The organism is Rubripirellula amarantea (assembly GCF_007859865.1).
GTDB lineage: Bacteria > Planctomycetota > Planctomycetia > Pirellulales > Pirellulaceae > Rubripirellula > Rubripirellula amarantea.
Genome location: NZ_SJPI01000003.1, coordinates 668,318 through 694,617, shown reverse-complemented (window position 1 = coordinate 694,617; position 26,300 = coordinate 668,318). Strand labels below are relative to the sequence as shown.

36 protein-coding genes are annotated in these 26,300 nt (G+C 54.1%); 7 read left to right on the top strand and 29 right to left on the bottom strand.

The features are described 5' to 3' along the window. Nucleotides 1–13: 13 nt before the first annotated feature. Nucleotides 14–1,318, bottom strand: coding sequence for a PQQ-binding-like beta-propeller repeat protein (locus Pla22_RS22705; RefSeq protein WP_146517058.1), 1,305 nt, complete (start codon nucleotides 1,316–1,318; stop codon nucleotides 14–16). Between the two features lie 122 nt (nucleotides 1,319–1,440). On the opposite strand from Pla22_RS22705, the gene Pla22_RS22700 reads away from it, so the two are divergent. Then, nucleotides 1,441–2,100, top strand: a complete 660-nt coding sequence (locus Pla22_RS22700) for a toprim domain-containing protein (RefSeq protein ID WP_146517057.1) — start codon at nucleotides 1,441–1,443, stop codon at nucleotides 2,098–2,100. A 200-nt stretch (nucleotides 2,101–2,300) separates the two neighbouring features. Next, nucleotides 2,301–3,599: a hypothetical protein gene (locus tag Pla22_RS22695; protein ID WP_146517056.1), complete on the top strand. Its 1,299-nt coding sequence runs from the start codon at nucleotides 2,301–2,303 to the stop codon at nucleotides 3,597–3,599. Here the strand turns inward: Pla22_RS22695 and Pla22_RS22690 are convergent. Further along, on the bottom strand, nucleotides 3,596–4,351 hold the full coding sequence (locus tag Pla22_RS22690) for a hypothetical protein (RefSeq protein WP_242632270.1): 756 nt from the start codon (nucleotides 4,349–4,351) through the stop codon (nucleotides 3,596–3,598). The genes Pla22_RS22695 and Pla22_RS22690 overlap by 4 nt on opposite strands. A 271-nt stretch (nucleotides 4,352–4,622) precedes the next feature. Between Pla22_RS22690 and Pla22_RS22685 the strand changes: the two genes are divergently transcribed. Then, a complete protein-coding gene (locus Pla22_RS22685) occupies nucleotides 4,623–5,396 on the top strand; it encodes a class I SAM-dependent methyltransferase (RefSeq protein ID WP_207310458.1) in 774 nt (257 codons plus the stop codon). Between the two features lie 9 nt (nucleotides 5,397–5,405). Here the strand turns inward: Pla22_RS22685 and ahr are convergent, their stop codons facing one another. Continuing rightward, nucleotides 5,406–6,413: an NADPH-dependent aldehyde reductase Ahr gene (gene ahr / locus Pla22_RS22680; RefSeq protein WP_146517055.1), complete on the bottom strand. Its 1,008-nt coding sequence runs from the start codon at nucleotides 6,411–6,413 to the stop codon at nucleotides 5,406–5,408. A gap of 125 nt (nucleotides 6,414–6,538) precedes the next feature. Continuing rightward, nucleotides 6,539–7,633 (bottom strand): alkene reductase, encoded by a 1,095-nt coding sequence (locus tag Pla22_RS22675; protein WP_146517054.1) that lies wholly within the window; start codon nucleotides 7,631–7,633, stop codon nucleotides 6,539–6,541. 858 nt (nucleotides 7,634–8,491) lie between these two features. Here Pla22_RS22675 and Pla22_RS22670 point away from each other — a divergent pair. Beyond that, nucleotides 8,492–9,172 carry a hypothetical protein gene (locus Pla22_RS22670; protein ID WP_146517053.1) on the top strand — a complete coding sequence of 227 codons (681 nt, stop codon included), beginning with the start codon at nucleotides 8,492–8,494 and terminating at the stop codon, nucleotides 9,170–9,172. Nucleotides 9,173–9,214: 42 nt separating this feature from the next. Here Pla22_RS22670 and Pla22_RS22665 read toward each other — a convergent pair whose 3' ends face one another. The 5 genes from Pla22_RS22665 to Pla22_RS22645 form a co-directional block, all read right to left on the bottom strand. Continuing rightward, nucleotides 9,215–10,297 carry a serine hydrolase domain-containing protein gene (locus Pla22_RS22665; protein ID WP_146517052.1) on the bottom strand — a complete coding sequence of 361 codons (1,083 nt, stop codon included), beginning with the start codon at nucleotides 10,295–10,297 and terminating at the stop codon, nucleotides 9,215–9,217. Nucleotides 10,298–10,509: 212 nt separating this feature from the next. Further along, on the bottom strand, nucleotides 10,510–10,944 hold the full coding sequence (locus Pla22_RS22660) for a protein-tyrosine phosphatase family protein (RefSeq protein WP_146517051.1): 435 nt from the start codon (nucleotides 10,942–10,944) through the stop codon (nucleotides 10,510–10,512). Nucleotides 10,945–11,054: 110 nt separating this feature from the next. Further along, nucleotides 11,055–11,810, bottom strand: coding sequence for an SDR family NAD(P)-dependent oxidoreductase (locus Pla22_RS22655; protein WP_146517050.1), 756 nt, complete (start codon nucleotides 11,808–11,810; stop codon nucleotides 11,055–11,057). 144 nt (nucleotides 11,811–11,954) lie between these two features. Beyond that, the gene (locus tag Pla22_RS22650) at nucleotides 11,955–12,338 is read right to left on the bottom strand and encodes a hypothetical protein (RefSeq protein ID WP_146517049.1); all 384 of its coding nucleotides are present in this window, start codon (nucleotides 12,336–12,338) and stop codon (nucleotides 11,955–11,957) included. 226 nt (nucleotides 12,339–12,564) lie between these two features. Then, nucleotides 12,565–13,074 (bottom strand): SMI1/KNR4 family protein, encoded by a 510-nt coding sequence (locus Pla22_RS22645; RefSeq protein WP_146517048.1) that lies wholly within the window; start codon nucleotides 13,072–13,074, stop codon nucleotides 12,565–12,567. A gap of 177 nt (nucleotides 13,075–13,251) precedes the next feature. Here Pla22_RS22645 and Pla22_RS22640 point away from each other — a divergent pair, with 177 nt between their 5' ends. From Pla22_RS22640 to Pla22_RS22630, 3 genes are all read left to right on the top strand, one after another. After that, the gene (locus Pla22_RS22640; RefSeq protein WP_146517047.1) at nucleotides 13,252–13,497 is read left to right on the top strand and encodes a ribbon-helix-helix domain-containing protein; all 246 of its coding nucleotides are present in this window, start codon (nucleotides 13,252–13,254) and stop codon (nucleotides 13,495–13,497) included. Then, entirely contained in the window at nucleotides 13,494–13,817 is a 324-nt protein-coding gene (locus tag Pla22_RS22635) for a type II toxin-antitoxin system RelE/ParE family toxin (protein WP_146517046.1), read from the top strand. The genes Pla22_RS22640 and Pla22_RS22635 overlap by 4 nt, the downstream gene beginning before the upstream one ends. Before the next feature lie 370 nt (nucleotides 13,818–14,187). After that, nucleotides 14,188–14,376, top strand: a complete 189-nt coding sequence (locus Pla22_RS22630; RefSeq protein ID WP_146517045.1) for a hypothetical protein — start codon at nucleotides 14,188–14,190, stop codon at nucleotides 14,374–14,376. Nucleotides 14,377–14,479: 103 nt separating this feature from the next. Here the strand turns inward: Pla22_RS22630 and Pla22_RS22625 are convergent, their stop codons facing one another. From Pla22_RS22625 to Pla22_RS22535, 20 genes are all read right to left on the bottom strand, one after another. Next, a complete protein-coding gene (locus Pla22_RS22625) occupies nucleotides 14,480–14,887 on the bottom strand; it encodes a hypothetical protein (RefSeq protein ID WP_146517033.1) in 408 nt (135 codons plus the stop codon). Nucleotides 14,888–15,551: 664 nt separating this feature from the next. After that, the gene (locus tag Pla22_RS25415; protein WP_165440796.1) at nucleotides 15,552–15,974 is read right to left on the bottom strand and encodes a hypothetical protein; all 423 of its coding nucleotides are present in this window, start codon (nucleotides 15,972–15,974) and stop codon (nucleotides 15,552–15,554) included. Between the two features lie 149 nt (nucleotides 15,975–16,123). Next, nucleotides 16,124–16,576 carry an SMI1/KNR4 family protein gene (locus Pla22_RS22620; RefSeq protein WP_165440795.1) on the bottom strand — a complete coding sequence of 151 codons (453 nt, stop codon included), beginning with the start codon at nucleotides 16,574–16,576 and terminating at the stop codon, nucleotides 16,124–16,126. A gap of 201 nt (nucleotides 16,577–16,777) precedes the next feature. After that, nucleotides 16,778–17,242, bottom strand: coding sequence for a hypothetical protein (locus Pla22_RS22615; protein ID WP_146517043.1), 465 nt, complete (start codon nucleotides 17,240–17,242; stop codon nucleotides 16,778–16,780). A gap of 146 nt (nucleotides 17,243–17,388) precedes the next feature. After that, on the bottom strand, nucleotides 17,389–17,838 hold the full coding sequence (locus Pla22_RS22610; protein ID WP_146517042.1) for a DUF7684 family protein: 450 nt from the start codon (nucleotides 17,836–17,838) through the stop codon (nucleotides 17,389–17,391). Nucleotides 17,839–18,005: 167 nt separating this feature from the next. Next, on the bottom strand, nucleotides 18,006–18,218 hold the full coding sequence (locus Pla22_RS22605; RefSeq protein ID WP_146517041.1) for a hypothetical protein: 213 nt from the start codon (nucleotides 18,216–18,218) through the stop codon (nucleotides 18,006–18,008). 261 nt (nucleotides 18,219–18,479) lie between these two features. After that, the gene (locus Pla22_RS22600) at nucleotides 18,480–18,803 is read right to left on the bottom strand and encodes a hypothetical protein (protein ID WP_146517040.1); all 324 of its coding nucleotides are present in this window, start codon (nucleotides 18,801–18,803) and stop codon (nucleotides 18,480–18,482) included. Between the two features lie 146 nt (nucleotides 18,804–18,949). Beyond that, a complete protein-coding gene (locus Pla22_RS22595) occupies nucleotides 18,950–19,351 on the bottom strand; it encodes a hypothetical protein (RefSeq protein ID WP_165440794.1) in 402 nt (133 codons plus the stop codon). Between the two features lie 147 nt (nucleotides 19,352–19,498). Further along, on the bottom strand, nucleotides 19,499–19,771 hold the full coding sequence (locus Pla22_RS22590) for a hypothetical protein (protein ID WP_146517038.1): 273 nt from the start codon (nucleotides 19,769–19,771) through the stop codon (nucleotides 19,499–19,501). Nucleotides 19,772–19,989: 218 nt separating this feature from the next. Next, nucleotides 19,990–20,469 carry a GspE/PulE/PilB domain-containing protein gene (locus Pla22_RS22585; RefSeq protein WP_146517037.1) on the bottom strand — a complete coding sequence of 160 codons (480 nt, stop codon included), beginning with the start codon at nucleotides 20,467–20,469 and terminating at the stop codon, nucleotides 19,990–19,992. A 149-nt stretch (nucleotides 20,470–20,618) separates the two neighbouring features. Next, nucleotides 20,619–21,101 carry a DUF4279 domain-containing protein gene (locus Pla22_RS22580; RefSeq protein WP_146517036.1) on the bottom strand — a complete coding sequence of 161 codons (483 nt, stop codon included), beginning with the start codon at nucleotides 21,099–21,101 and terminating at the stop codon, nucleotides 20,619–20,621. A 102-nt stretch (nucleotides 21,102–21,203) separates the two neighbouring features. Continuing rightward, nucleotides 21,204–21,578 (bottom strand): hypothetical protein, encoded by a 375-nt coding sequence (locus Pla22_RS22575; protein WP_146517035.1) that lies wholly within the window; start codon nucleotides 21,576–21,578, stop codon nucleotides 21,204–21,206. Between the two features lie 175 nt (nucleotides 21,579–21,753). After that, a complete protein-coding gene (locus Pla22_RS22570) occupies nucleotides 21,754–22,047 on the bottom strand; it encodes a hypothetical protein (protein WP_146517024.1) in 294 nt (97 codons plus the stop codon). A gap of 166 nt (nucleotides 22,048–22,213) precedes the next feature. After that, nucleotides 22,214–22,621 (bottom strand): hypothetical protein, encoded by a 408-nt coding sequence (locus Pla22_RS22565; protein WP_146517033.1) that lies wholly within the window; start codon nucleotides 22,619–22,621, stop codon nucleotides 22,214–22,216. A gap of 172 nt (nucleotides 22,622–22,793) precedes the next feature. Further along, nucleotides 22,794–23,246, bottom strand: a complete 453-nt coding sequence (locus tag Pla22_RS22560; RefSeq protein WP_146517032.1) for a hypothetical protein — start codon at nucleotides 23,244–23,246, stop codon at nucleotides 22,794–22,796. A 145-nt stretch (nucleotides 23,247–23,391) separates the two neighbouring features. Next, nucleotides 23,392–23,697 carry a hypothetical protein gene (locus Pla22_RS22555; RefSeq protein ID WP_146517031.1) on the bottom strand — a complete coding sequence of 102 codons (306 nt, stop codon included), beginning with the start codon at nucleotides 23,695–23,697 and terminating at the stop codon, nucleotides 23,392–23,394. A 212-nt stretch (nucleotides 23,698–23,909) separates the two neighbouring features. After that, nucleotides 23,910–24,212 carry a hydrolase gene (locus Pla22_RS22550; RefSeq protein WP_146517030.1) on the bottom strand — a complete coding sequence of 101 codons (303 nt, stop codon included), beginning with the start codon at nucleotides 24,210–24,212 and terminating at the stop codon, nucleotides 23,910–23,912. A gap of 152 nt (nucleotides 24,213–24,364) precedes the next feature. Beyond that, on the bottom strand, nucleotides 24,365–24,820 hold the full coding sequence (locus Pla22_RS22545) for a DUF6985 domain-containing protein (RefSeq protein WP_146459378.1): 456 nt from the start codon (nucleotides 24,818–24,820) through the stop codon (nucleotides 24,365–24,367). A 170-nt stretch (nucleotides 24,821–24,990) separates the two neighbouring features. Next, nucleotides 24,991–25,560 (bottom strand): hypothetical protein, encoded by a 570-nt coding sequence (locus tag Pla22_RS22540; RefSeq protein ID WP_146517029.1) that lies wholly within the window; start codon nucleotides 25,558–25,560, stop codon nucleotides 24,991–24,993. Between the two features lie 166 nt (nucleotides 25,561–25,726). Beyond that, nucleotides 25,727–26,161 (bottom strand): hypothetical protein, encoded by a 435-nt coding sequence (locus tag Pla22_RS22535; RefSeq protein WP_146517028.1) that lies wholly within the window; start codon nucleotides 26,159–26,161, stop codon nucleotides 25,727–25,729. Nucleotides 26,162–26,300: the final 139 nt, after the last annotated feature.

The window sequence follows — 26,300 nt, the reverse complement described above, 5'->3', positions numbered from 1 at the left end:
CTGATCCTGAACATTATTCGCCTAGTGACTTTTTGAAACGAAAAACTTTCAACGCAGCCAAGTCTCGGACGAATAATCGGTCGCCAGCGATTGCTAGATGAGCCCAAGCGTCCTCGGCAACGTCAGCCGAATCCAGGATGCGGAGTGATTTCTCATCATGAGCAATCAAATTCAACGCCCCGCTGCTATCAAGTGCGAGAATTTGATCGTCGTTGACGATCATGCTGCAATATTTCCCAAACGGTTTGCTCGTCCAGCGGATGTGTCCTGACGCGATATCGAATGATGTGAAGCGTTGGTTTTTGGCATGCAGATAAATCTGATCTTTGATCACAACGGGTGACGACATGTAGCCCTGGGTTTTTTGATTCCAAAGTTCATCAACACGCCATCCATCCTCGTCGTCATGTGTGACTTCGAAGAGCTGCGATCGACCACTGTGTGCCGCTGTGAAGATTTTGTTTCCGATCAACGTGGGGGTCAGAATGTTCATGCCTCGGAACGCTTCGACAGGTTGTCGCCATAGTGATTCGCCCGTCTGCAAATCAACACCACACAACTCGCTTCGCGTTTGAACGAGCAATTGTCTTTGGCCTGCCACTTCACCGATGATCGGACTTGAAAACGCACCGCTGCTCATCATGCTGTCTCCACCGGCTAGCGATTGCCAGCGTACGCTACCGTCGGTGAGTGAGACTTTGACCGTGGGACCACCCGTTTGAACGTAAACGTTTTCGCCGTCGATTAACGGAGAGCAAACTGCACCGAAAGCTGGCAAACTTGATCCGATCACCTTGGGGAAATCGACCCGCCACCGTTCGTTGCCCGTCTTCGCGTCCAGGCATACCAGTACGTCACGCATCCCCAACACAACCAGTGCGTCTCCGTTGCAAGCAGGTGTCGCGCGGATCCAATCGCCGTTGGCGGCGGCGAAGAAAGGTACGGCCATCGCTCCTTCCCAGGAAACGGTCCAGGCAACTTCGCCGCTTTCTATATCGAAGGCTGTCACTCGTTCGGACTTCTTGTCCACCGTTTCTGTGGTGTAGACCAAGTTGTTTGAAGTCACTGGACCGCTATAGCTCGGTCCAAGCGGTTTCTCCCAAACCAAAGAGAATCCCTCACTCAGCGACGCTGGCCATGATGGGGAAAGTGAATGACCATCACGCTGGGGACCACGCCACTGGTTCCAATCTGCGCTAGAAGGCATATCCTCTGCACAGGCGATGTTGCCTGGGACGCCGACGCTCTCGGACGAGCCCGCGTTCGCCAAAAAGAAAGCGGTTAGAAAGACAGAAACGATGGTCGTTGAATTTCGCATGGCGTTTTGGACTTTACGGCAGGATGATGAGGTTTTCCAAGTGAACCATAGCAATCGGGAAAGTCGATCGCAGCGGTGTGGCACCGTAAACCACGTTTGTTCAGCGGGCAGAGACCTTTTCGATGTTTCCTAGACTGCCAATCAAACTTCACGATTGCTACCAGCACGGTGTCGGAACGGAAGCCGAAATCTTCATCGTCGAAGGTGATTCCGCGTCCAAGGCGGCGGTCCGCGCCCGCAGTCCTCGGACCCAAGCGGTCTTGCCAATGCAGGGCAAGCCACTGAACGCTTGGAAGGCAAGTCGCAGCGCCGTGGCGAAGAACGAGTTGTACTTAGCTTTGATCGACGCGCTCGGTGCGGGGTGGGGGGAAACGTTCAACTTGGCATCGCTACGTTACGAGCGTGTAACCCTGTTGTTTGACCCTGACGCCGACGGGATTCACTGTGGTGCGTTGGCGTTGATGTTCTTCTACCGTTGGATGCGGCCAGCACTGCAGGCAGGTCGAATCGGTGTCGTCCGACCACCGGTCTACGAGATCGCTTCCCTTGATCGTTCCGAGGTTTTGCATGCCTACAGCGAAGATCACTACCAAAAAATCAAAGCCGCACTGGATGAAAAGAATGCGAAATATCACACCCAAAAGTATCGAGGCTTGGCCAGCATGAATGAGTCGGCGTTGGTCGCGACCTGTATCGATCCGGCGACCCGCAATCGGAGCGTGTGCGATTGTAAGGACGCTGAGGCCGCGATTCGTGTTTTCGGCGGCCAATTGCCGAAGTGACTAGAGATTCTATGTGAACTCGAGATTAGGCTCGACGTTGAATTGAAGCTGCCTAAATTGACGGCCCATCGAGCTTTGTATCCGAGAAATCTCTGCCATTGAGTGATCGCGTACCTGAGATTCCTTCCCCACCAAACTGTGCCCCTCCTTTCGATCGTTCTGTGCCGCACCGGGTTATCAGGTCGATTTAGATCAAACCGTTGAGCAACTCCAAACAAACGATCGTTACGCTTTTTGGCTTCTCGTTTTTGTCAGCGGCGAGCTACGTCGTCACCAGCGCTCTCGGGATCAGTTTGTTCATATCGCGGGTTGGATCCTATTCGCTTCCTGTGGTCCTGGTTGCATCAGCACTAACCGTCATTTTGGTTTCGTTTGCCACCCGCTGGTTGATCGCTCGAATCTCGCCACGCCTTTGCGTCGTGATGAGCTGGTTGATCATGGGGGCAAGCTCACTGCTAATCTCGTTGTCGCTGGTCAAAGATCATCACTCGTTCTTTCTGTTGGCCTCGTTGTATGTGCTCGGGGAAGTCCGAGGATCGTTGAACTCGGTATACGTAACCACGTTCACCAACGATTCGTTTGCGTCGTCGTCAACGAAAAGGCCTTATGTCGTGGTGGCGATGGGCGGTCCGATCGCCGGGATCGTTGCGGGAGCATTGATGAGTCTCGGGTCGACCGAAATACAAGGAACCACTTGGATTGCCATCGTGGCTGCCTTGGACCTTGCGACGTTGGCGTTGACGCGATGGTTGCCTCGGCCTTCTTCGTTTGGGCGAACTCCCAGCTCGAAGTCGCTGCTAAAGTTGGCGAGTGCCAAGGTCGTCGTGCGAGAGCGAATGCAAGCGGTGCATCGCCGTCCTATTGGTCATGCCGCGTACCGATATCGCTATGCACTGGCAGCGTTAGTCGGTGTGAAGGTAGCCGTGTTGGCGTTGGTAGGATACCAGTGGAAAGTGGTCGCAGGGGATTACTTCGTTGACGAACAAAGATTGCTCGCTTACTTCGCGGCCTTCTATGCGGTTAGCGATGTATTGATTTTGCTGTTGCAACTCTCCACCGCTACCAAGCTGCTTGATCGCTTTGGCATTGGCTTACCACTTCATGCCTATCCCTTGTTATTGGCGGTGCTCGGTGTTACGGCACTGGCGACCGGTACGCCAGCGATGATGATTGTGGTTTTCACGTTGGGACGTGGACTTAACGTGTTGCGGCGATCGTTTCATGATCCAGGACTCGCGTCCGCCTACTCCATTCTGGATCCAAAAATCCGCCGCGAAACAATTGTGGTCGTCAAGGGAATGATCAAACCATTTGCCGAAGCGGTAGCCGCCCTAGGGTTGTTGTTCTTTTCAAGTGAACTTTCGGCGTCCCAGTTGACCTTCATTTGGTTAGTGATGTTGGTGCCGTGGTTCTGGTTTGCGCATTGGGTTGCTGAAACCTACGACCGAGTGGGGACGCCTCGCGTTGGGGTGGCCATCGAAGAACTCGATCCGTCCTAAACTCGCTTGAGTTTTTCCAAAGGGACGTAGAACCTTAGATACCGAAGTCCATCGCTGAACGGTTCCCCTGATTCATGAGGAACCAGGATCGTCGCTCGCCGTGTGATTCGGTTCACTCGACCGATAAGGTATTGGCCGTCGTGAGGAAAACGGACTCGATCGCCAACACGAATATTAAACTTTCGTGCGGCGCGTTCCCGTTGTGTGATTAGGTCGTGACGGTAGTCGGTGTGAGCAAAGTATCGGCGAGCAATCGATTGGAACCTGGCCTCGCTGCAATTTCCGTCGTTCCAAATCAGCATCTCGATCAAATGCACAAACTCGTGTTCGGCCACCCGCTGCATCGCTTCTAGGCGGTCGCGACAAAGTCGACCGGTCACTTCAACCGGTCGGTCGGAATCTTCGAAGGTTTGAAAAAGCAACGACGTAGAAAGCGTCAGTTCAAATTTTCGAGGTCCGTCGTATCCGGCGGGATAGTGAGTCACCATCTTGCCGGCAATTCGCGTCATGCGAGATGACAATCCGAACTGCAGCCCCTCGGCCATCACCACTGGCAAGACCTTGCCATCGAAGAATCTCTCGTCATACATCTTGATCATGCGTGACAAATCATCGCGGCCCACTCGCGAAAAGTTGGGGCGATCGATCGTACGGCTGAGCATCAGTGTTTGCTCATGAATCTCACGCTGGTGTTTAGCGATGACTTCCGCGGGAAACGTTCGCAACGCAACCTCACCAGCAAGACTGCTCATTAAAGAGGGATCTCGAGGGCGTATCGAAGACCCGCTGCTCAATCGCGAGTCGCGCTGAACCTCTCGCACACGAGATGTCGTAGAGGTTGCCGGTTTAGTTCGCTTGTACGCGGTCATCCCACCATTGTGCACAATTTTAAGGGTTGAGGGTAGCTCGATTGAATCGCTTGACCAGGCACCATCGGCTGCTTGAAACACGCTGCCTGAGGTCCCCTGCCTGAACTCGCTGCCTGAACTTGCTGTCGGGACTTCCCTGCCTATGCGTCGCTTCGTGGCTATACTCATCCTCGCCATCAGTCGCATCGGACACCGCGTCTTGTCGGTGCACGGTCGCTTTCGAAACCGCAACTTCGAAACCGCAACTTTGAAATGGTGGCTTCAACCTATCCCTGACGTCCAATTCACTAAGTTCCCACCAATCGATGATTTCATGAACGGTCCCATTGCTTGGTATCACGGACGTTTTATCCACCAACGCCGTGTGGAGGTTTTGTCTCGGCATCTTGCGGATTTAATTGTGCCAGATGCTTCCGTGCTGGATGTGGGGTGCGGTGACGGGTTGTTGTCTGCGCGATTGCAGCAACTAAGGCCTGATCTTTCGGTTAGCGGCATCGATGTCTTAGTTCGGCCGGACGCTAAGATCGAAGTGGTTGAGTTTGATGGCAAGACGATCCCCATCGCCAAGGACGGTGTCGACGTTGTCTTGATGGTCGATGTTCTTCACCACACGGACGTCCCCGGTGACATGCTGAAAGAAGCCGCTCGTGTTTCGAAAAAACAGGTGATCATCAAAGACCACTACCTACAGGGATTTGCGGCTCATCAAACGCTTTCGATGATGGACAACGTTGGCAATACGCGGCACGGTGTCGAAATCCCGTGCAACTACCAAACCCCCGAACAATGGACGCAGCTCTACCAAGCATCTGGTTTGCAAGTTGCCGAAATGAGAAATCAACTCGGGCTATACCTGCCACCGCTGAACTGGTTTTTCGAACGCTCTCTTCACTTCATCGCTAGTCTTGAAGAAAGAACAAAATCTTAAAGCCGCAAATTAGAAGTCCGCGTCGAGCACAACTCGATAACGAGCTTTGCCGTCCGAAACGTGGGCAAACGCTTCGTTAATCTGGCTCATGGGGAAGTGCTCGGTTTGAGGCGCGATGTTGTGGCGTGCTGCAAACGCGAGCATATCGGACATGTCGACGGGCGATCCCGTTGGCGAGGCTCCCACGCTGGCTTGTCGCATGATCAAAGGAAAGACGGACACTGGAATCGGTTCCAGTACCGCCCCAACCAAGTGCATGCGACCATTGGGTGCGAGCGATGCGATCAACGAATCCCAATCCAACTGAACGTTGACAGTAACAATCAATAGATCAAATGTCTTTTCGAGCTTTCCGATCGCTTCGCTGTCTCGAGTTGCGACGACATGCTGGGCGCCAAAGCTGCGTGCTTCGTCGAACTTGGATTCACTTGAAGTGAATGCCGTCACGTCGCATCCGTACGCTGAAGCAAACTTCAACGCCATGTGCCCGAGTCCGCCAATCCCAATGACTCCCACGCGGCTCTTGGGAGTCGCGAACATGGCGATGGGATTGAAAACGGTGATTCCGCCGCATAGCAGCGGCCCCGCGTCGCCAAAGTTCAATCCTTCGGGAAGCGGAATCGTCCACGCCCAATGGGCACGCACGGAGTCGGCGAAGCCGCCAAAATGACCGGCAATCGTAGGTTGTGCTTCACTGCAAAGGTGTTGCTCACCCGACATGCAAGGACGGCAATGCATACAACTGCCGCTGTTCCAGCCAATCCCCACGCGCTGACCAACGCTTAAGCCTTTTGCCTGCGAACCTAACGCCGTAACCCGACCCACGACTTCGTGTCCCAGCACCGCCGGGTATTGAGAAATTCCCCATTCGTTTTGCCATACCGATAAATCTGAATGGCAGACACCGCAATGTTCTACTGCGACTTCGACCTCTTCAGGCCCCAATGGTTCTCGGTCGAGCGATTGTTTTTTGAATGGAGCTCCGGCTTCCGTCGCCACCCATGCTTGGTAACTCATGTTCTTGCAATATCCGAAGGAGTGGAATTCCGAGAAGGCATTCCTGGAAGTAAAAAGTTGGCTTCTAAAGTTCTCCATGGCAAAGCTACTACCTCGCCAAGTTCGCTCGTCACACCGTGATGATTTTACTCGTCATCAACGGTCGGGAAATCCGTGTAGCCCTTGGCCCCCGATGGGCTGTACCAATCGGACATCTCGGCATCGTCATTCAATGGCAAGCCCTCTGCGAATCGTTTGACCAAGTCGGGATTGCTAATGAACGGGCGTCCAAATGCGATCATGTCGGCATCGCCAGCAGTGACCGCCTCTCCGGCTGACTGCTGAGTGTATCCGCAGTTTCCGATTAGTGGTCCTTTGAAGATGTCACGGAAGTCTGCGAGCGTCATAGGGGCTCCCAGTTCATGAAAGCCAAAGCCAAGACCATCCATCACGTGCAAATAAGCAAGGTCAAACGCGTTAAGTTGATCAGCCACATAACTGAACTGGTCACGATAGTCGGGTGACCCCATGTCATTGAAGTTGCCGTTTGGCGACAACCGCACTCCAACACGGTTGGAAGGCCATACGCTAATCACCGCTTGCACGACTTCGTCCAACAAACGGTACCGGTTTTCGATGCTGCCACCGTAAGCATCGTTACGGTGATTGGTCTTAGATTGCAGGAACGTGTCGAGTAGGTAGCCATTGGCCGAATGAATTTCGATGCCATCAAACCCGGCGTTTTTAGCTCGTTCGGCAGCCACCTGATAGTCTCGGACGACCCCTGGCAATTCATGCGTTTCGAGCGCACGTGGCGTCTCGGTCGGTTCCTTACCTTTGGGAGTGTGAATGTATTCTCCCTCAATCGCGATCGCCGAAGGGGCAACGGCGCGATCGCCATTGTGAAAGCTAGAGTGGGATGCGCGACCACAGTGCCACAACTGCATGAAGATCGTACCACCTTGTTCATGGACGGCGTCGGTAATTTGCGTCCACCCGTTTTCCATCTCGTCGGTGTAAATCCCCGGCGATTCATTCCAACCATTCGCTTGGGGAGAAACCGTCGTCGCTTCCGAAATAATAAGGCCAGCGGCGGCGCGTTGAACGTAATAGACCGCCATCACTTCGTTAGGAATTCGGTCTTCCCCTGCCCTTGCCCGCGTCATTGGCGCCATGGCGATACGGTTACGAAGAGTTAAGTCACCAATTGTTACAGGTGAGAGAAGTTTGAGTGTACTCATGCCATCTTGTGCAGGGATTCGTGGAGTGTTGTGGATTGGAAAGGAAGAGATCGTTGTTGACGCCGCCTGGATAACTCGTTTGGCTAGAAACATTGTTCGGGACCGCAAATGTCGGTCCATTCATCGGCGGTTATCACGTTGGATTGAAGATTGATACGCAAAATCGCTTTACGCCAAACGATTTGCCCAGACCCGGTCCCGCCAGGCCTCGATGGTCCGCAGTCCAAAGTCGCATTTTTGGCACGGAACGTTTCGCGAGGATTTTCTGTTTGCCCTCGACCACGCTGTTTTCGCCATCTCAATGCGCGATGCACTACTGTTTTCTGTGCCATCAATTTGCTTGTGCTGTTTCTTATTCATACCTTCCCTCACGCAGCCTCTGACGTGTCGGGAAATCAACGTCTGATCAAACCGGTCTTCGCGGTTGCCCAAATGAGACTCAGGGTGTGACCCGACGCCTTTGGCATCACAGTATGCATGTGCGACAAGTCAAACGAAGATCTAGGCTGCATCATGTCAACCGCCAGGCCGATGTCTCGAGGATCATTGGTTGCGAGAGCTGTGAATGGAGGTTCTTAGTTCACAACTGGTCCCTTTCCCGTGGCAACGCGAGCAAACAACTCAGATTGCTTGCGTACAACCAGGCTCGCGCGTGAGCACCCCGGATCGCCAGCAATTCGATGGATCGCCAGCAATTCAATGGTTCGCCAGCAATTCAATGGTTCGCCTGCAATGCAGTGGTGCTTCGCGGTATGCGTGAATTAGACTAAAAACTTCCCACTAGATTGCGAACAAGTGATCTACCCCGCCAACTATCACCCGCCACTTTCTAACCCACCCCCTTTGGACAAACTGAAGATGAAACAAATCGCGTATGCTGCCCTGATCCTGGTTTTGACAGTCGCTCTACCGTCGGTTGAAGCCGGTGATTTTAACACGGTCATTTACGAAGACGAATTCACTGGATCTGTGCTCAACAAACGTTGGGGAAGCTGGAAGAGTGAATCCGAGGTGCGGGATGGAGTCCTGGTCGGAATCACGCCTCAAGATGCCGATCACCCTTCCGTCAACACTATCGAATTTGACCCTCAAGCTGATATTCAAATTTCAGTCTCTTTTCAGTTTCACGGCTCTCCTAGCTTTTCCGTGATGGTCCGCGATCTCGACTACAAAGGATCGCACGCTGGGCATATTTGCCATGTGGCCATTCATCCCCATTCAGTGACGTTGTACGACGGGAAAGGTGGTTTTTTCCGTAAAGACATTCGCGACAAACGAAAAGCAGGGCAGGAACTCGATGCCGCAACCAAAGCGATGCTGAAGAATGTCACTTCACGTAATCCGATAAAACTCGATCCCGAAGCTTGGCATGATCTTGTCATCCGCATCGAAGGAGACGTTATGCAAGTCTTGATCGACGGGAAAGAAGCCGGCCGCCTTCAGTCCGAAGGAATTGCTCATTCCACCAAGTCCAACATGAACATCACGACCGCCGACCGAGAAGTTCACTACGACCACTTTTCGCTGCGTGGTCGATAGGGTTTGCGAATCAGGGCTATCGAGAATCATCAATCAGTCGATCTACCGCGACGCTTTGAGTGCAGATATTGTTGCCTGCAACTGCGAATGCTCACCAGGTTTTGTTTCCAGGGGTTCATCACTAAACGCCGGCAACAGTTTGTTCCAGACGATGTTCAGTTCCGCCTGCATATTTTTCGTATTGGCGGTGATGGCAATCACGGCATCCTGCTCGGGTAGAACAATGCAGAACTGCCCGTCTTTTCCGTCGCCACGATAGGCCCCATGGCGACACCGCCAAAACTGAAAACCGTATCCCTGGTTCCAATCGCTCGCCGGATCGCTGCCATTGGAAACTTGTTTCGAAGTGGCTTGTTCGACCCAAGATTCGGGCAGTAGTTGCTTGCCATTCCATTGGCCTTTTTGAAGATACAGTTGACCAAATTTGGCGATGTCTTCGGTTCGAAGATACAAACCATAGCCGCCGATTGAGATACCCTGCGGACTGGTGTCCCATCTTGGATTCACAATTCCAAGAGGCTCAAACAATCGCGGCTTTAGGTATTCCAGGACTGTTTCGCCGGTCACTTTCTGGACAATTGCGGACAACATGTAGGTCGCCGGCGTGTTGTAGCGAAAATGAGTTCCGGGTTTATGAGGTACCCGATGCGACAAGAACGCTTTGGCCCAATCCTCGGCTTCGAGCCATTGTACTTCGTCCTCGTGCCCAGCATTCATGGTTAGCAAATCGCGAACTCGCATTGCCTTTAAGTTTTCGGATGGTTCTGCGGGTGCATCGTCAGGAAAGAACTTCAGGACATGGTCGTCGACACTCAACTTGCCGTCCGCAACCGCTAATCCCACAGCAGTTGACGTGAAGCTCTTGCTTAATGACCAAAGGACGTGAGGCTTCTCGGCTGACTCTGGCTCCCACCAAGCCTCGGCCACCACATATCCGTGACGAACTAACATGAAGCTGTGCATCGAATCGACTTCACGATCAGCAGTCTCGATGAAATCGCGAATCCCGGCCGAGGAAACACCTTGAGCTTCCGGTGTGCTTCGAGGGAGTCCTGGGGTATCAGCGTGCACCCACGCCGGCAAAATGAGCGCTATGGTCAACGTAAGCTGTGTGAGTGGTTTCATTTGAAATTCATTGGCTAAGGTTATTGACGGCTAATCTCTTTGACCGAGATTCAGTTCGTTCTTCGTATCGACGTCCTGTTAGCGATTCACGTCATGTCGGTTTTGCACATTGCCATTTGCCACGTGTGAAATGAACGTCAGCATCACACACCGCGATCGCTAGGTGCCTGAGTGCCATCTGACTCTTGTACGACTGGCGTGATTGTTTGTGACTACCACGTTGGCCGCCGTACACTTGGATAGACATCAGCCAAATCAGACCATAATTGGCTCTTGATTTCCAATGCCTTGATTGTAGCGATGCGCTGGATCGCCATTGCTGGTGTGATGTCTAGATAGCATGCAAGAGCATACGCGGCGATCGTTGGCGAGCGTGACATGCCTGCGGAACACGCAACGATAGTGCGGGTGCCGGTGTGAAGAAGGTCAACAAGCGATTGAACCGCGAAGCGAAGCGTTGTCGAATCATTGCCCCCGCCGTCGTTAAGTGGGAATCGCAAGTAAAGCAATTGCCGCGGAAGCCGAGCGGGCGGTTCTTCGAAAGCAATATCCATCACGGCGTTGATGCCCACATCAAACAAAGAACGAAAATCTTGCAGATCGAGTGACCCGCCGAGCCAAAGTAGGTCAGGGTGAAGTTCGTGCACCGTTCATCTCCCGCGGCCCAAGGAAAGTTTTAACGACATCATCAACACCGCGACGCCATCAACACTGCAACATCATCAACACCGCAGCGAAACAAGAACGAGTACCAAAGCTAATCTCGGAGATGCGAATACGCATCCGCGCGGTCTGCCGAATTGTTGTAGTCAAACGCATCTCGAGAACAAAGAAGCTCGTCGGGCACATCGACGAGCAAAGCAACAAGAAATCGGGCAACTTCCTCAGGTTCCGCGAACTCCCCCCTTTCAAGCATGCTCGAAAAAGTGGCTGCCGTTTCGGTATCGGACGCAAGCACGGCTTCAACAATCTGTGTATTGACGGCACCGGGATACGCCCTGATCGTTCGAGTTTCCGACAACTCCTGCGCGGCACAGCGAGCCGACATTTGCGCAGCAGCTTTGACGACTGAATAGGCGCCCCACCCGAAACGAGCGGTCGATGCTGAATAACTGTCGATGAACAACATCCGTTCGATAACGTGGTTGCGTTTTAAAGATTTGAAGATCGCAATCGGCACGCCAACGTGGATACGGAAATGTTCAGCCAACTCATTCGAGTCAATTTTGTCGAACGGTTCGAGCGGAACCAGCGATCCTGCAGCATGGACGATGCCATCGATGTCGGATTTCGATGCAACGCTTGCGGCAAGTTTCTCGATGCCATCGTTTGTGGCGAGGTCAGCATTGACGGTCGTTATGAAGCTTCCACACGTTTCGGCTAACGATTCGAGCAAGTCTTTCGACCTGCCCACGGCGACAACGTTGAATCCCCGGGCTGCCAGCGTAATAGCGACAGCGCGGCCGATCCCGCGGGTCGCACCCGTCACAATGTAGGTTGGGATAGGTTCCATAGGCGAAGTTGAAACCGCAAACGGAAAATTTTTGCATCGTCGTTACCCACCAAAGGTAACGAAATTCAACACCAAATTTATCGACAGCAAAGCCTGTCGCCTAGCCGCGAAACGGTGAGTGTGAAGTTCTTAAAACGCGTTTGGCTACTTCGTAAAGTGTTCGATCCACGTAGCAGCATCACTACCAAGATCGGAACCCGTCGTTGCTTTCAACTTTTCGATGATGCGCTGCTCAGACGCGTGACGGGAACTTTCGACCATTGCGTCAAGCTGGGAACCGTGGACTTGCTTCGTGCCGGACGGATAATAGTTGTGAGCGTACTCAAGACACTGATCTGCTTCCTTTGCGTCCGGTGGATGGTCACTCAAAGCTGCCGCAGCCTTGTCGACCATTTCGGCAAAAATTTGACACTGTTCTACGGCAAAGGTAAGTCGGATAGAACTTGCACTTCGTTGAATTGCCTGATACGCAGTCGTGCCAAGCAGTAGCAAGACCACCGCTCCGATGATAGTTCTTGTTCGTGACATTGTACGCCGAAATTGCACACCGGAAGATGTTTGCGACACCGACTCTCAGCGAAACCTGCCATTGCCTGGCACTCAACCGTTTATCCTAGAGAAATTACTCTGCTAACGAGAAGGTGCGCGCGCCAAGGGCAAGATTTTCCACTTCGCCGAAGCGGATGGCACCAAGGACCGAGGATAGTTCCAACGGCGAAAACGAGGCTTAGCGGTAAATCAATCGTCAAAGCCACTACGGCGTAGTGCCTTCGGGATAAATATCAAAGTAACCGTTTGCAATGGCCTGTTCTGCCAGATCGCAGTACGAGTTGAGCCAATCAAGCACTGAAGAGCAAGAGACAACTATTTCGTAGTCGTATTCGTTAAAATACCAAACCGGTGAATCCATAGAGTCACCGCAACGGATGAATTGATACTGTTCGGCGAGTCGGCCAGCGATCACCAAAGCGTCATCAGGTAGTTCAACATAGGGTTCATCGGGATCGTCGATCGCCTCACGACGTAATTGATCCGTCATTTCGAAGACGTGATCGAAATAGACCGCCATGTGGTCATGCGTGAACAACCGACCAGAACGCTTGCCCATAGTCGAAAGGTACCACCGATACGACTTAGGCAAAGCTATTGAGTATCGAGCCTCAAGGCGTGCAATTTCCCTTGAGGTGCAACCGACAAGGTCATCTGATGACGCGACATCGCTTTCCTTCAAACGCGTCAATAAGGCATCGAAGTGTTCTTGCATGGGACACACAACGGAAGGTTTTTGCGACACCGACGCAACCGAAGCGAAGGTGGTTTGGAGCAGATTTGATTGTATAATGAAAACGAGGCTGGCACTACGGCGAAGGTGTGCCCGAAGGGCCTCAGCGTAAAAACCATGTTGCCGGTCGCGAGCCACGAGAGAAAAGGTTGAATTTCGATGTCAAGCATCCCCGTAGAATTGCCAGAACATTTAGTAACATATGTCTCCCAGGGAGCCGAACAAGCCGGCTATTCCAGCGCCGGCGAATACATCGCGGCGCTGGTTGCAGCGGCCAGCGAGAAGCAGGGTGAAATCGAACAAGCGCTGATGGCGGGAATCGCAAGTGGCCCAGCGGAACCTTGGACGGACGATCAATGGCAAGCGATCAAGAGCCGCGTGGTGTCAAAGGCATCTGGTAAGTGAGTAGCTTGAAACCAATCTTTCGACGTCCCAAAGCCGCAGAAGATGTCGAGCAACACGCGATGTACATTGCCGACGGAAGTATCGACGCAGCGCTGCGATTTCTGGAGCGGACCGAGCAGACAATCAAGGGCTTGGCATTGTTTCCAGCGAGCGGCGCACCGTTCCCCTCTCGCGTTCCTGAGCTTGAGGGACTGCGGACGAAATTGGTGAAGGATTTCCCCAGCCACGTTGTGTTTTATATTGAGCGAGAGGAAACGATTGAGGTGATCCGAGTGCTACGCGGCGGTCAGGAAATGAGCATCGAATTAGAGAAAAACTAGCGACCGACAACGGAAGGTTTTTACGACACCGCCCTAAACGAAGCGAACGATGCCTGAACTACAGGAAATTGTACCAAGGCCAAGGGCCGTTGCCAAAGAGCCAAGGTGTGCCGAAGGCCCCAGCGTAAAAACCATGTTGTGCGGCGACACGGACTGAGAGACGTTGCCGCGAGACTTGAGCCATTCTTGGTAGTTAATGCCACGGACATATCCAGCGTACGCCCAGTAGAAGCAGAGGGCGCAAAGTACAATCGCCGCAACTCGGTAGCGCCATTTGGGAACCAACGCGCCAGTAGCAGTCACAAGTCCGGCGGTAACGAACCAACCGCATTCTGCGCCGGGTACGAACGTAATAATTGAACCGTTGAGTATGAGAAAAACGCCAAGCCAAAAGCCGAGTCTGCCAATCAGTGCGAGTGTCGGTGGAATCCATGGCCAGCGTGACAGCATGGTTGGAGTTCCGGGATGGCTCGGTGATTCGTATGGATTCTCGATGAACTTCGTCCGCACAACGGAAGGTTTTTACGACACCGCCCTGAACGAAGCGAGCGATGCCTGAACAACGGAAATTGTACCAAGGCCAGCCCGTGTTGCCAAAGCGGGAAGGTGTGCCCGAAGGGCCTCAGCGTAAAAACCATGTTGTGCGGCAACACGAGCATGGGCTACGCGATGTTTGCTGAGTGACGGATGGCCGAAAGCACCATTGGGACGGCCATTTCAGCGTCGAATGCAAGCCCACGAACCCACGCATTGTCCCATGGTGAGTCGCTGTTGGGCATAGGATAGGCGATGTCGAAGCCGAATGTCTTTGGCCCGTCGATCACAGGTTGGATTGTGGCAACCGTTGGGGCACGATAGTCGTCAATGTTCAGCAAGCGCAAACGGAAGTGTGACGTAACGCCAAAGAGTGTTGGACCATCAGCGTCAGCAAGCGCGTCGAGCAGGCGAACCATGTTTGCGAGCATGTCAGCGTTGGTGTCCGAACCACCATTGCGGTAACCATCGCTCTCGCGAGCGTAAAACTCAGTGAGAGTGCCGTTTTGCTGATCGGTGATGCGGATGATTTCCATACGGGAGTTGCCGCACAACGGAAGGTTTTTACGACACCGCCGTTGCGATGCCATTCAAGTTTGAACAACCAGAGATTCTACCACCAGATGGAGGCTTGAACAAACGACAGCGGTGTGCCGAAGGCCTAGCGTAAAAACCATGTTGTGCGGCTGTACAGCGTGGCTCAGAATGACCAACCTGACCAATGCCAAATCGCAAGAACGAGGTAGATTAGAAAGCCGATGCCGCCTTGGGCTACAAATGCTAAAATGCGGTACCGCATTGAGCGAATACCAGCAGTCCCGATCCAGACGAGGGGCGCGCAGAGAAGTGCAAGCAGAACATGGGTTGCAAACCACAATTGATCAGATGACTGCAGTGCGTCACTTCGGTCGTGGGCGGCACAGAGCAGCACAAATCCGCCGATGAAGCACACCCACGCGGTAATGCCGTAAAACCATGCGCCGCGAGAATGATGCTCACGCAGTGACTGATTGGTTTCCGGCGACACATACGGATTACTAGCCAAAACTGCTCGCACAACGGAAGGTTTTTACGACACCGCCCTGAACGAAGCGAACGATGTCTGAACTACGGAAGATTCTACCACCAGAGGGAGACTTGAACAAACGACAGCGGTGTGCCGAAGGCCTAGCGTAAAAACCATGTTGTGCGGCGTATGAACTACGTTTGACGTTGGCGGCTGAGTTCGATCTGCTCGCATTCAGCACAGAACCAGATTGGAAGTTCAGTTTCGGCAATGTCGCGACCCTCTGTGGAGATAAACGGCAAGGGAGAGCACGGATGGAATTCGTTACGTGTCTGCCAGTATTCAGGCGCGAAATCGACGCAACCGTGTTGCACAGGTACCAGTCGTTGAGTCAGCGGATTGCCGTGAAGGTGACAAATGCGAAAGAGTTCGACGATGCCAGCGAAATCGAGTGTAAATTGCGGATGTTCGGCGGTGAACGATTCCCAAGCATGTTCCTGCCAGAATCTGAGCCGAGTGCCGTCAGTGGCTAATGGGACCATGCTGACGAATTTGCGGTAGCGTTCGTCACCAACGAAGTTGTGGAACGCAGAGCGAATTTCGGCTGGATCAACCATTGGTCTACGCCGCACAACGGAAGGTTTTTACGACACCGCCCCAAACGAAGCGAGCGATGTTTGAATCACGAAAAAGTGTACCAATGCCAGCGCCCGTTGCCTACCAACGAAGGTGTGCCGAAGGCCTAGCGTAAAAACCATGTTGGCGGTCACCCGGCCATGAAGTCCCAGTCGGTTCGCCCGTCAGCATAGGCGTGAAAGTCATCAGCAAGTCGGTCGAGGAATTGAGCGAAGGAGTCGGCTACAGCCACGAAATCGCCGATGTCGTGACGCCATTTCCAAACAGGGCCACCACCAGCACGCGGCATCAGAAAAGCGTTGCCGCCGCCATCCGAACCGATTGGGAAGACGTCGACGGAGTCAACGGACAACGGAAAGTCGCCGCGGGCCACTGAGCGGGCCAGACCGGTAGAGCCGCCGATGGAGTATCCATTGTGGATGTCCATGGCGGTGACTTCGTCGTGGACCGCGAAAAAGTCGCGGATATCTGGAGGGATGGGACCGCCGATGGCGGCTTCAAGATGAGCAACCTGTTGCGGCGTCGCCGGAGATGAAAACGTCGGTTGTTCGTAGTCAGGCAGCGAAGCAACGGTCTCGCGCATTCGCGCTAGCGGAGAACGTGAATTTGCCATTCGACTGTGACCGCCAACGGACGGTTTTTACGACACCGCCCTAAACGAAGCGAGCGACGCCTGAACTACGAAAGATTGTACCAATGCCAAGGCAGTTTGCCAAAGAGCCAAGGTGTGCCGAAGGCCTAGCGTAAAAACCATGTTGCACGACGCTGAAGTGCCAGAACGGTCTCAATCCCAGTAGTCATCAAGTAGATCGTCCCAATCACGATGGTGCCCCAAGCCAAACGTGTCAAATTCATCCATCGGAACACGCCGCACAACACCGAGTGTACGAAGAGCATCGTTGATGGCGCCAGATGCAGCGTTAACCGGAGCCATAAGCGTGGAGTCACCATGATAGACCGCCGCCGCCTGAGCCCCGTGACCGCCGTGGTAGTCGGTTTCAATGATGGCAAATGGACGTCCACCACCGAGCGCATTAGCGATGTGATGAACAACGCGGAAGTTCACGATTGGCTGGGCGTCGATAGCGCCGTGGATATCGAGACGCTCCGCCCATGTGTCGACGTAGTTTTCGTCGAGGGCTACCAGCGAGAACCCGTCAGGGCAGTCGACGAGTTTGGCGTCGAATTTGGCAACAGCATCGGGGTCAGGGTCGCCAACGAGCACGATTGCAGCAATGTGGTGTCCCATTTGATTGACCTGCGTCGTGCAACGGAAGGTTTTTACGACACCGCCCCTGATTTCAGGAAACGGCTTGAACTATTGATAAGTTTACCACCCCAGCGAGGCTTGAACAACGAACGAAGGTGTGCCGAAGGCCTAGCGTAAAAACCATGTTAGGCGACCGTGCACTGGCGTGTGATGTCGGCCAACAGTTTATCGTTTGGCCCGACAGACAGAATCAGGAAGTTTGTGAATACGTTGTCGTCAAAAGTCGTGCAGTTGAGGAAGAAGTTTGCAATCTGGTCTGGAGTATCGCTCTCGTGCCACGTTGTCATCACGAATTTGGAGTCAGTTAGTTCGGGGTCGACCTCCATGTTGGCGTAGTCGACGGAGTCGTCCCAAGTTGAGCAATTGTGGCCAATGCAAACAGCATAGCGGCATCCCGCGCGCACAAGTGCAAGGCTGAGTGCGTATTGGTCGTCGGCAGAAATATCTGGGTCGTTGTTAATGATGAGGACAACGAAATCCGCGCCGGCAAATGGCGGACGATCAAGGGAGTACGGTGAAGTCAGGCAAATGTGGAAAACGTCCTGACCACGCGAGCTGGTTAGAAGGTGTTCCATTGGATTGGATGAGGTCGCCTAACGGAAGGTTTTTACGACACCGCCCTGAACGAAGCGGACGATGCCCGAACTACGAGAGATCATACCAATGCCAGCCCGCGTTGCCAAACATGGAAGGTGTGCCCGCAGGGCCTCTGCGTAAAAACCATGTTAGCGGACCCGGACCATCACCGTTCAGCTGGAGGTTTGTAGTTGTCGTTTGGTTTGAAATCGCCGACTATTACACCATCATCGCCAACCTGCCAAGCGCCGGCGATTGCTTCGGGCGGCACGGCATCGTCAGGACCGTAGTCACCAACGATGCGATACACCCAACCACCGGGATTCAGTTTGGCCTCTGCGATTTCACCAGGCGCCGGACGATCTGTGGGCAATGTCATGGCAGCGTTCGATTTAGATGGGGATTCAATGTTGGAAGGCGAGCAACCCACGGAAAGCAGCACCGTGAGAATCGAAAAGGCTCGAATCATCAAAACGCTAGGGTCCGCTAACGGAAGGTTTTTACGACACCGCCCTGAACGAAGCGAACGATGTCTGAACTACGGAAATTGTACCAAAGCCAACGCACGTTGCCAAAGTGCGAAGGTGTGCCGAAGGCCTAGCGTAAAAACCATGTTGTGCGGCTCTCGCCACAATTCGGGTTAGCCACGCCGGTATAGGATCTCCTCGACGATACGACGCGCACCAAAGGTTCCGACCGGATGAAGTCGACGGTCGCGATCATCGACGATGTATTGCACGTTGAAGACTTTGCGTCCGTCAGCATCAATGTGCGAAGTCGGCGCAAATTGCACCAGCCAGCCGATTTCGACTCGGCTAATCGAAACCGGCGTTGAGGAGTATGGGACGCCACGAACAGATTCGGCGAGAGGCAGTCCTTCTTCGACAGCGATTGCGAGTGCCGTGGCCTTATCGAGTTGCTTCCGGTGATCCTTACGTCGTTCAAAGTCGCGTTTTCGTTTCATTGAGCCGCACAACGGAAGGTTTTTACGACACCGCCCTAAACGAAGCGAACGATGTCTGAACTACCGGAAATTGTACCAACGGAGGGAGGCTTGAACAAACGACAGCGGTGTGCCGAAGGCCTAGCGTAAAAACCATGTTGGGCGACCTACGGGCGCTGGAGCCAAATCGTGTTCGATGGCGCCTCGTCCTTGTAGGCAGCGAGTTTGCCCGGAATGTAGGAGACGACAATGCCAAATGCGGCCGATGCGAGCAAGTCAGGCACATCGGAAGCGGGGACAAAGTTGCCATCCAGTTTGTCTTCCGATGCGATGATGTAGCAAAGCGTGTCGAGGGGCGGCAGTGTCGGCGAATCGCAAATGTGGCGATCGTCGAGATCGCGGTGGAAGCGGTGGTTTAGGCGATCAAGAAGCGTTCCGCGCTTTTTTGGAAGTTGCAGTTGAGACAGGTATCGGTCACGTCGCTCGCGAATGAGGAACGAACGAACGAAGCCAGATTCGTGTGCGAGTATCAGTTCGTCGCGTTCCATTTGATTGAGTAGGTCGCCCAACGGAAGGTTTTTACGACACCGCCGTTACCGAAGCGGTGGAGTTTGAATCACGAGAGATTGTACCAATGCCAGCGCCCGTTGCGTACCAACGAAGGTGTGCCGAAGGCCTAGCGTAAAAACCATGTTGTGCGGCCCGGCAGCGTCGTATTAGCAGTTTGAACCACGCGAAACCACCCGACCAAGAGCGTCCAAAGATGGGGCGATATCGCAGCCCGGCCCGCTGTCAACGATCAAGTGCATGACCGTACCGTACGCGCGAGAAAGCGCCGCCGAGTCGTTGGTGATTTGTTTCATTGCTTGAATCTTCGCACGGAGATTCGGCCACCAAGGAGAATCATCGACGAGGGGATGATCGGGATTGGCTGCAAGCCAATCGTCAAGCTCAGAGGTCACACGGTCGATCAGTTCAACGGTTTGCATCAGATTGATCTAGGGCCGCACAACGGAAGGTTTTTACGACACCCGCCCCGAACGGAGCGAACAAGTGTCGAATCACCAAACAGTTTACCAAAGGATCGCAGCTTGAACAAAGAGCGAGGGTGTGCCGCCGTTTCCATCGAGGCAAAACGCCACCGAAGCGATCGACGTTCATGGACGAAGGATTCTCCAACGGAGAGCGGCCTAGCGTAAAAACCATGTTAGGCGACCGGCCGCCCCGGAGTGAAGTCCATCGTGTCGGACGGAATGCAACCGTAGGATTCGTTGATACGGCGACGGATGTCGTAGTCACGTGCAACGGCGAACGACGGGAAGTCGCCAAGAAGCGAGGTGAGAGTATCGAAGAGTCGTTCGTCGAGCGGATCGGGAACCGCGATACGCACAAGGTCATCGACAACCACGGGGATCAAGCGAAATTCGCGAGCCGTAGATTCAGGAATCAGTTTACGGGTCGAGTCACAGATCGGTTGGTCAAGCGTGAGCAAAACGGGGACAGAGTGAAACGCCGCAATTGCGATCAGAAGTTTGTCGCCGGAACACGCCCCAAGGCGACCAGCGAGCGCGATGTGTGTCGGTGAGGCGTAGAACTTGGTGTTGCAGTTGGGGCAGACGCCGTAGTCGATAACGGAACCGAAGGTGGTTCCGCATTTCGGGCAATCACGGTCTGCCTTTGGGTTCATCTAGGTCGCCTAACGGAAGGTTTTTACGACACCGCCCTAAGCGAAGCGAGCGATGCTGAACTGCGAAAGATTCTACCACCAGAGGGAGGCTTAAACAAACGGCAGCGGTGTGCCGAAGGCCTAGCGTAAAAACCATGTTAGGCGACCGGTCACTCACCACCGAGGTAAACATCAAACCACAGTTCGAGGCCGAGCGAACCCAACGAGGACATTTGGTGCGGCCAAATCGACGGTCCGCCGTGACCCCCTGCGGAGACCCAGAAGCAGGAAATGTCGGCGCGGCCACCGGAAGCTCGGATAGTCTTTAGGCCGTCGTGAGAGTCAAGGAGTTTGTTGATGAGCCAGTCAATGTGCCGTCGGACGTCGCATGAATCGAGAATGCCGTCGGACGAAAGAAACCAGCCGGCGGGAACGTCTCGAACGCCCTTGGGGCGAGACTCGGCAGGTTGTGATTTAGTAGGTTCGACACCTAGTAACGATGTGATTTCTTCAGGTGAAAGCGTGTCGGCGTAGATGCGCAGCGTTGCGTAGGTCCGTTCGCAAGTCGGGTATTCGTCGTTGTATTCAGTTATCGGTAGGTCGCCTAACGGAAGGTTTTTACGACACCGCCCTGAACGAAGCGGGCGATGCATGAACTAGGCGAAATTGTACCAAGGCCATGGCCCGTTGCCAAAGAGCCAAGGTGTGCCGAAGGCCTCAGCGTAAAAACCATGTTGGGCGACTCTGAAGCGGGTTTAACGTGTCCAGTCCAACGGGATTCCGTCAATATTGTGGAGTGAGAAAACGTGGGACACCAGTGCCCGTACTGCATCGTCGAGGGCATCCACGTCGGCCACCGTTGCGTCAGAGAAACGTTGATAGCCGATTTCGTGGCGAGTGTGGGTGCGAAAGCCGGTTGCGGTTGAGGTGATAACGACACCTTCGTAGTTCGCGACGTCCGGATTCCAGTCAGCAGGGTAGCACGGCGATTTGGCTAGAATTTCACGGATCGCCTGAACCAACATGGACGCCGCAAGACCCGCAGCAGGTAGCGAATTGCGTTCTGGGACGTTGAGCTGCCATTTCGAGGCAAGCTTGCGGGCGAGTTCGAGTTCGTCAGCGACATTCATGGGTTACGGAAACGATTAGCCTGAGTCGCCCAACGGAAGGTTTTTACGACACCGCCCTGAACGAAGCGAGCGATGTCTGAACTATAAGAAATTGTACCAAGGCCAGCCCGCGTTGACAAAGATGGAAGGTGTGCCGCAGGCCTAGCGTAAAAACCATGTTGTACGGCCCGGTGAGCTACAGGGCCACTATGCGATGAGATTGACCCGTGACGGACGTGATGTTGGCCGCAACCTCCGCGACAATTTGGGCAGCGGTGTCCGCGTCAATGCCGTCGCCCTCGAAGCAGATCTGAAATCCGGGGTCTTCGTCAGAGAATGAGATGTCGGTCTCGCCCACACGAATGCGATGTGTACCCCAACCGTCCACCACGGTGAAATCGAACGTGGATGGATGCAGCATCTCCGGAATCTGGTCGTAGTGAAAATCGAACCACTGCCCATCGTCGCGGCGGATCAGGAATTCAATCATCGGTAGGGCCGTACAACGGAAGGTTTTTACGACACCGCCCTGAACGAAGCGAGCGATGCCTGAACAACGGAAATTGTACCAAGGCCAGCCCGTGTTGCCAAAGCGGGAAGGTGTGCCCGAAGGGCCTCAGCGTAAAAACCATGTTGTGCGGCAACACGAGCATGGGCTACGCGATGTTTGCTGAGTGACGGATGGCCGAAAGCACCATTGGGACGGCCATTTCAGCGTCGAATGCAAGCCCACGAACCCACGCATTGTCCCATGGTGAGTCGCTGTTGGGCATAGGATAGGCGATGTCGAAGCCGAATGTCTTTGGCCCGTCGATCACAGGTTGGATTGTGGCAACCGTTGGGGCACGATAGTCGTCAATGTTCAGCAAGCGCAAACGGAAGTGTGACGTAACGCCAAAGAGTGTTGGACCATCAGCGTCAGCAAGCGCGTCGAGCAGGCGAACCATGTTTGCGAGCATGTCAGCGTTGGTGTCCGAACCACCATTGCGGTAACCATCGCTCTCGCGAGCGTAAAACTCAGTGAGAGTGCCGTTTTGCTGATCGGTGATGCGGATGATTTCCATACGGGAGTTGCCGCACAACGGAAGGTTTTTACGACACCGCCCAAAACGAAGCGAACGATGTCTGAACTACGAATGATTGTACCAAGGCCAGCCCGCGTTGACAAAGTTGGAAGGTGTGCCGAAGGCCTAGCGTAAAAACCATGTTGGCAGACACTGAATTGCCGGTAGATTTTCAATTACGTTTGGCGCTGCCGGGCATCCATTCGGTAGTTTTTGCGGTACCGTTAACACGCCCCTCGATGAGGTCAACGAACGCGTCCGCCACATCAAGAAGCCGCCAAGTGTCAGGATTGCCGCTGAAAGGCCCGGAAAAGCCGAGAAGATTCAGTACGTGATGATCGAGCGTTTCAGGTGCGCTTTCGAGTGATTTACGAAGAGATGCGATGGCGTCGAGTATCAGTTTGCGGCCAGCGTCAGTTGAAATATCAGATTCAAGATCAAGTGGAACGCAACCGTTGAAGTATCCGCGAGATGCGAGCAACCATTGAGAGCGGATTGCATCACAAGGGGACGAATCATCAGCAGGGTCTTCGAGGTGCAGAGCCAGCAATCGAAGCCAGAGTTCGAGGACACCGTCACGCATCCAGAATCCGTGATCACCAATGCTGACAAACGTTGTGCCCATGATTGATCTGTGTCTGCCAACGGAAGGTTTTTACGACACCGCCCTGAACGAAGCGAGCGACGCCTGAACCAAGAAAGATTATACCAAGGCCAGCCCGCGTTGCCAAACATGGAAGGTGTGCCGAAGGCCTAGCGTAAAAACCATGTTAGCGGACCCGTTGCCCTGTGAGACGATTTCCAATCCAGATAGACGCGGCCCCGACGCATCCGCCGAACGCACCAACGATCATCACGGGAATGATTGAGTGGATCGCGTCATCCCACGTTCGATAGTTGTACGGCTGAATCCAGTTGTAGTCGATCCAAACGTAGAATGCCGCAAACGCAGGCCCCGCAATGAGCGCGATCCACGGAAGGCCGCGTTGTCGGTCCGATGAACTTCGGCGCAGGTATCGAAGGACCGCAACACAGACGACGAGGAGTACGATCGCCGCGATGATGTTTCCGGTCATACGCGTTGCTGCAATGAGCGATGGAATTACCAAAACCTAGGGTCCGCTAACGGAAGGTTTTTACGACACCGCCCCGAACGAAGCGGTGGAGTTTGAATCACGAAAAAGTATACCAATGCGAGCGCCCGTTGCCTACCATCGAAGGTGTGCCGAAGGCCTAGCGTAAAAACCATGTTATGTGACCGCGAGCATGGGGCGAGCATTGGATGCGGTCAGTGGTTCGACGCGTTGCCGGGCAGGATCACGTCACAATAGTCGAGCAGTTTGTCGCCGCGATCGTCAAGGCAGACGTCCGGTTTGGGCAAGAACGCAACGAAACAGTCCGCGATACCGAGCGATGTCGCGACGTCACGCGCGTAGTCGCCACCGCCGCGCGACCAGCAGTAGAGAGCGTGGCCAGCCGAGTGCATCCGGCGAACGTAGTCCGCGCTGGCGGGCATGGGAATCTGCGTGGTGCCAACAGTGCGGATCAACGTGTCATCGACGTCGATGTAGATAACGCGTTTACGATCCATCGAGCGCCTCGGTCACATAACGGAAGGTTTTTACGACACCGCCCCAAGCGAAGCGGTGGAGTTTGAATCACGAAAGAGTGTACCAATGCCAGCGCCCGTTGCCTACCAACGAAGGTGTGCCGAAGGCCTAGCGTAAAAACCATGTTGTACGCCTAGAAGTGGTCGCCCTGCCCGCCGATGTCTACGGGTTCACCGCGATCATTGAATAGAATTGAGAGTCCGTGTTCGGGATCCCATACGCACTCAAACGAGACAACGAAGTGACGTTCGGGTTCTGCAATGTCGGAGATTGCGACGCCCGGTTCAGAAATAAGGTTCCAGATGTCCGTTGGCCCAGAAATCGGAGGTGTGACATCATCGCCACCGGAGTAAGCGCCGTAGATTTCGGATTGATATTCGTCGTAAATGTACTGCTGAAGCGTTTCGCGGGTCGAGCTAGGCAGGTCGTGGACGAAAGCGAGTATTGAACGTTGCGTGTCAGGGATACGTGTAGGGTCGCCGTCAATTACGATTTCGACAACCGCAGCGAGCCATGGAATTGCGTGCTTGCCCTCCCAAAAGTACTTGTCGAAAGTGAACGCGTTGAAGTTTATTGAGTCAAGCGGCATGGCCAGCCAAGTAGGTTGAGGTCTCTGGCGTACAACGGAAGGTTTTTACGACACCGCCCTGAACGAAGCGAGTGATGCCTGAACTACGAAAGATTGTACCAAGGCCAGCCCGCGTTGACAAAGATGGAAGGTGTGCCGAAGGCCTAGCGTAAAAACCATGTTACGCGACCCTACCGCGGTGAAATCGTGAGTTCGAGTGCCAGCATCACCAACAAAGCCCCAAGTAGAGCGTAGGCCACGATCGGATCGACCAACGATGGGTCGGCGATGAATTGCCTGACGGAGCCGAGACGATGCCACAAGTAGAAGCCAAGTGGGATTGTGACCAAGCCGAAAGCAAGAAGCGTCCAGAGAGGTGATCCGTGCTGAAGCATGACGCCACAGTCACCGACACGGTCAAAGGAGCCGATAGCGATGTACGCGCCATTTGCGAGCAGGCAAAAACCGGCAAAGAACGCCGCGATATTGCGCGCCGAGGCGTAGCAGTGTGGGATGCACCCCCAGATAGCAGCAGGGATGATGCAGCCGAGGATTGGGCCAAGCCAAACGACGATCGAAGGATTTGGGTTCGGGGAAACGTCAGTACGGGAGATCGTCAGTGGATGCAGCACAACACGCTCAACGGCGCCACCAGTGGTCAGTGCGCCGATAACGTGGCCGAATTCGTGGACGGCCATCATTGCGAACCAGCTAAGCGCCAAGAGTGAGGCGACGAATATGAGCTGGTGAAAACGTTGCATAAAGAGACGACTGGGTCGCGTAACGGAAGGTTTTTACGACACCGCCGTTACCGAAGCGGTGGAGTTTGAATCACCAGAAATTGTACCAATGCCAACGCCCGTTGCCTACCAACGAAGGTGTGCCGAAGGCCTAGCGTAAAAACCATGTTGGCCGACCCGGAGCGCATCAATCGACGTGGACATCAGTGGCGGGCACACCCGCATCGAGCATCAATTGCGTGACCTCGGCAGCTAGCTTCTCGTCCTCGATTATCAGCGCGTGTCCATCGACATGCACCGGAAGGAGCCCGCCGGAATCCGTCGGGTTTGGGGTCGTCCGGAGGCCCGCGCGGTCAGCGGCATCGACGAGCCAACGCATCTCAAGGTTGCCAACCGAATCAGTTGTTGTGTAGGACGAGCGACCACGGAGCTGAGCCCATACGGCAGACATCGGTAGATCACGAAAGCAGTCCAGTAGGGTGCGCATGTCCGACACCTCGCGGGCGGTTGGCCCCGTTGCATCGAAGTGGAACGTGACAGTCCAGTCGATCTGGTTAACGCGATGAAGCGTCCAGCCGGGTTGCGATCCGTCCCAGAGGTAGCGGTATTCATCCAGCGACATGGCGTTTAGGAAAACCTAGGGTCGGCCAACGGAAGGTTTTTACGACACCGCCCCAAACGAAGCGGTGGAGTTTGAATCACGAGAAATTGTACCAATGCCAGCGCCCGTTGCCTACCAACGAAGGTGTGCCGAAGGCCTA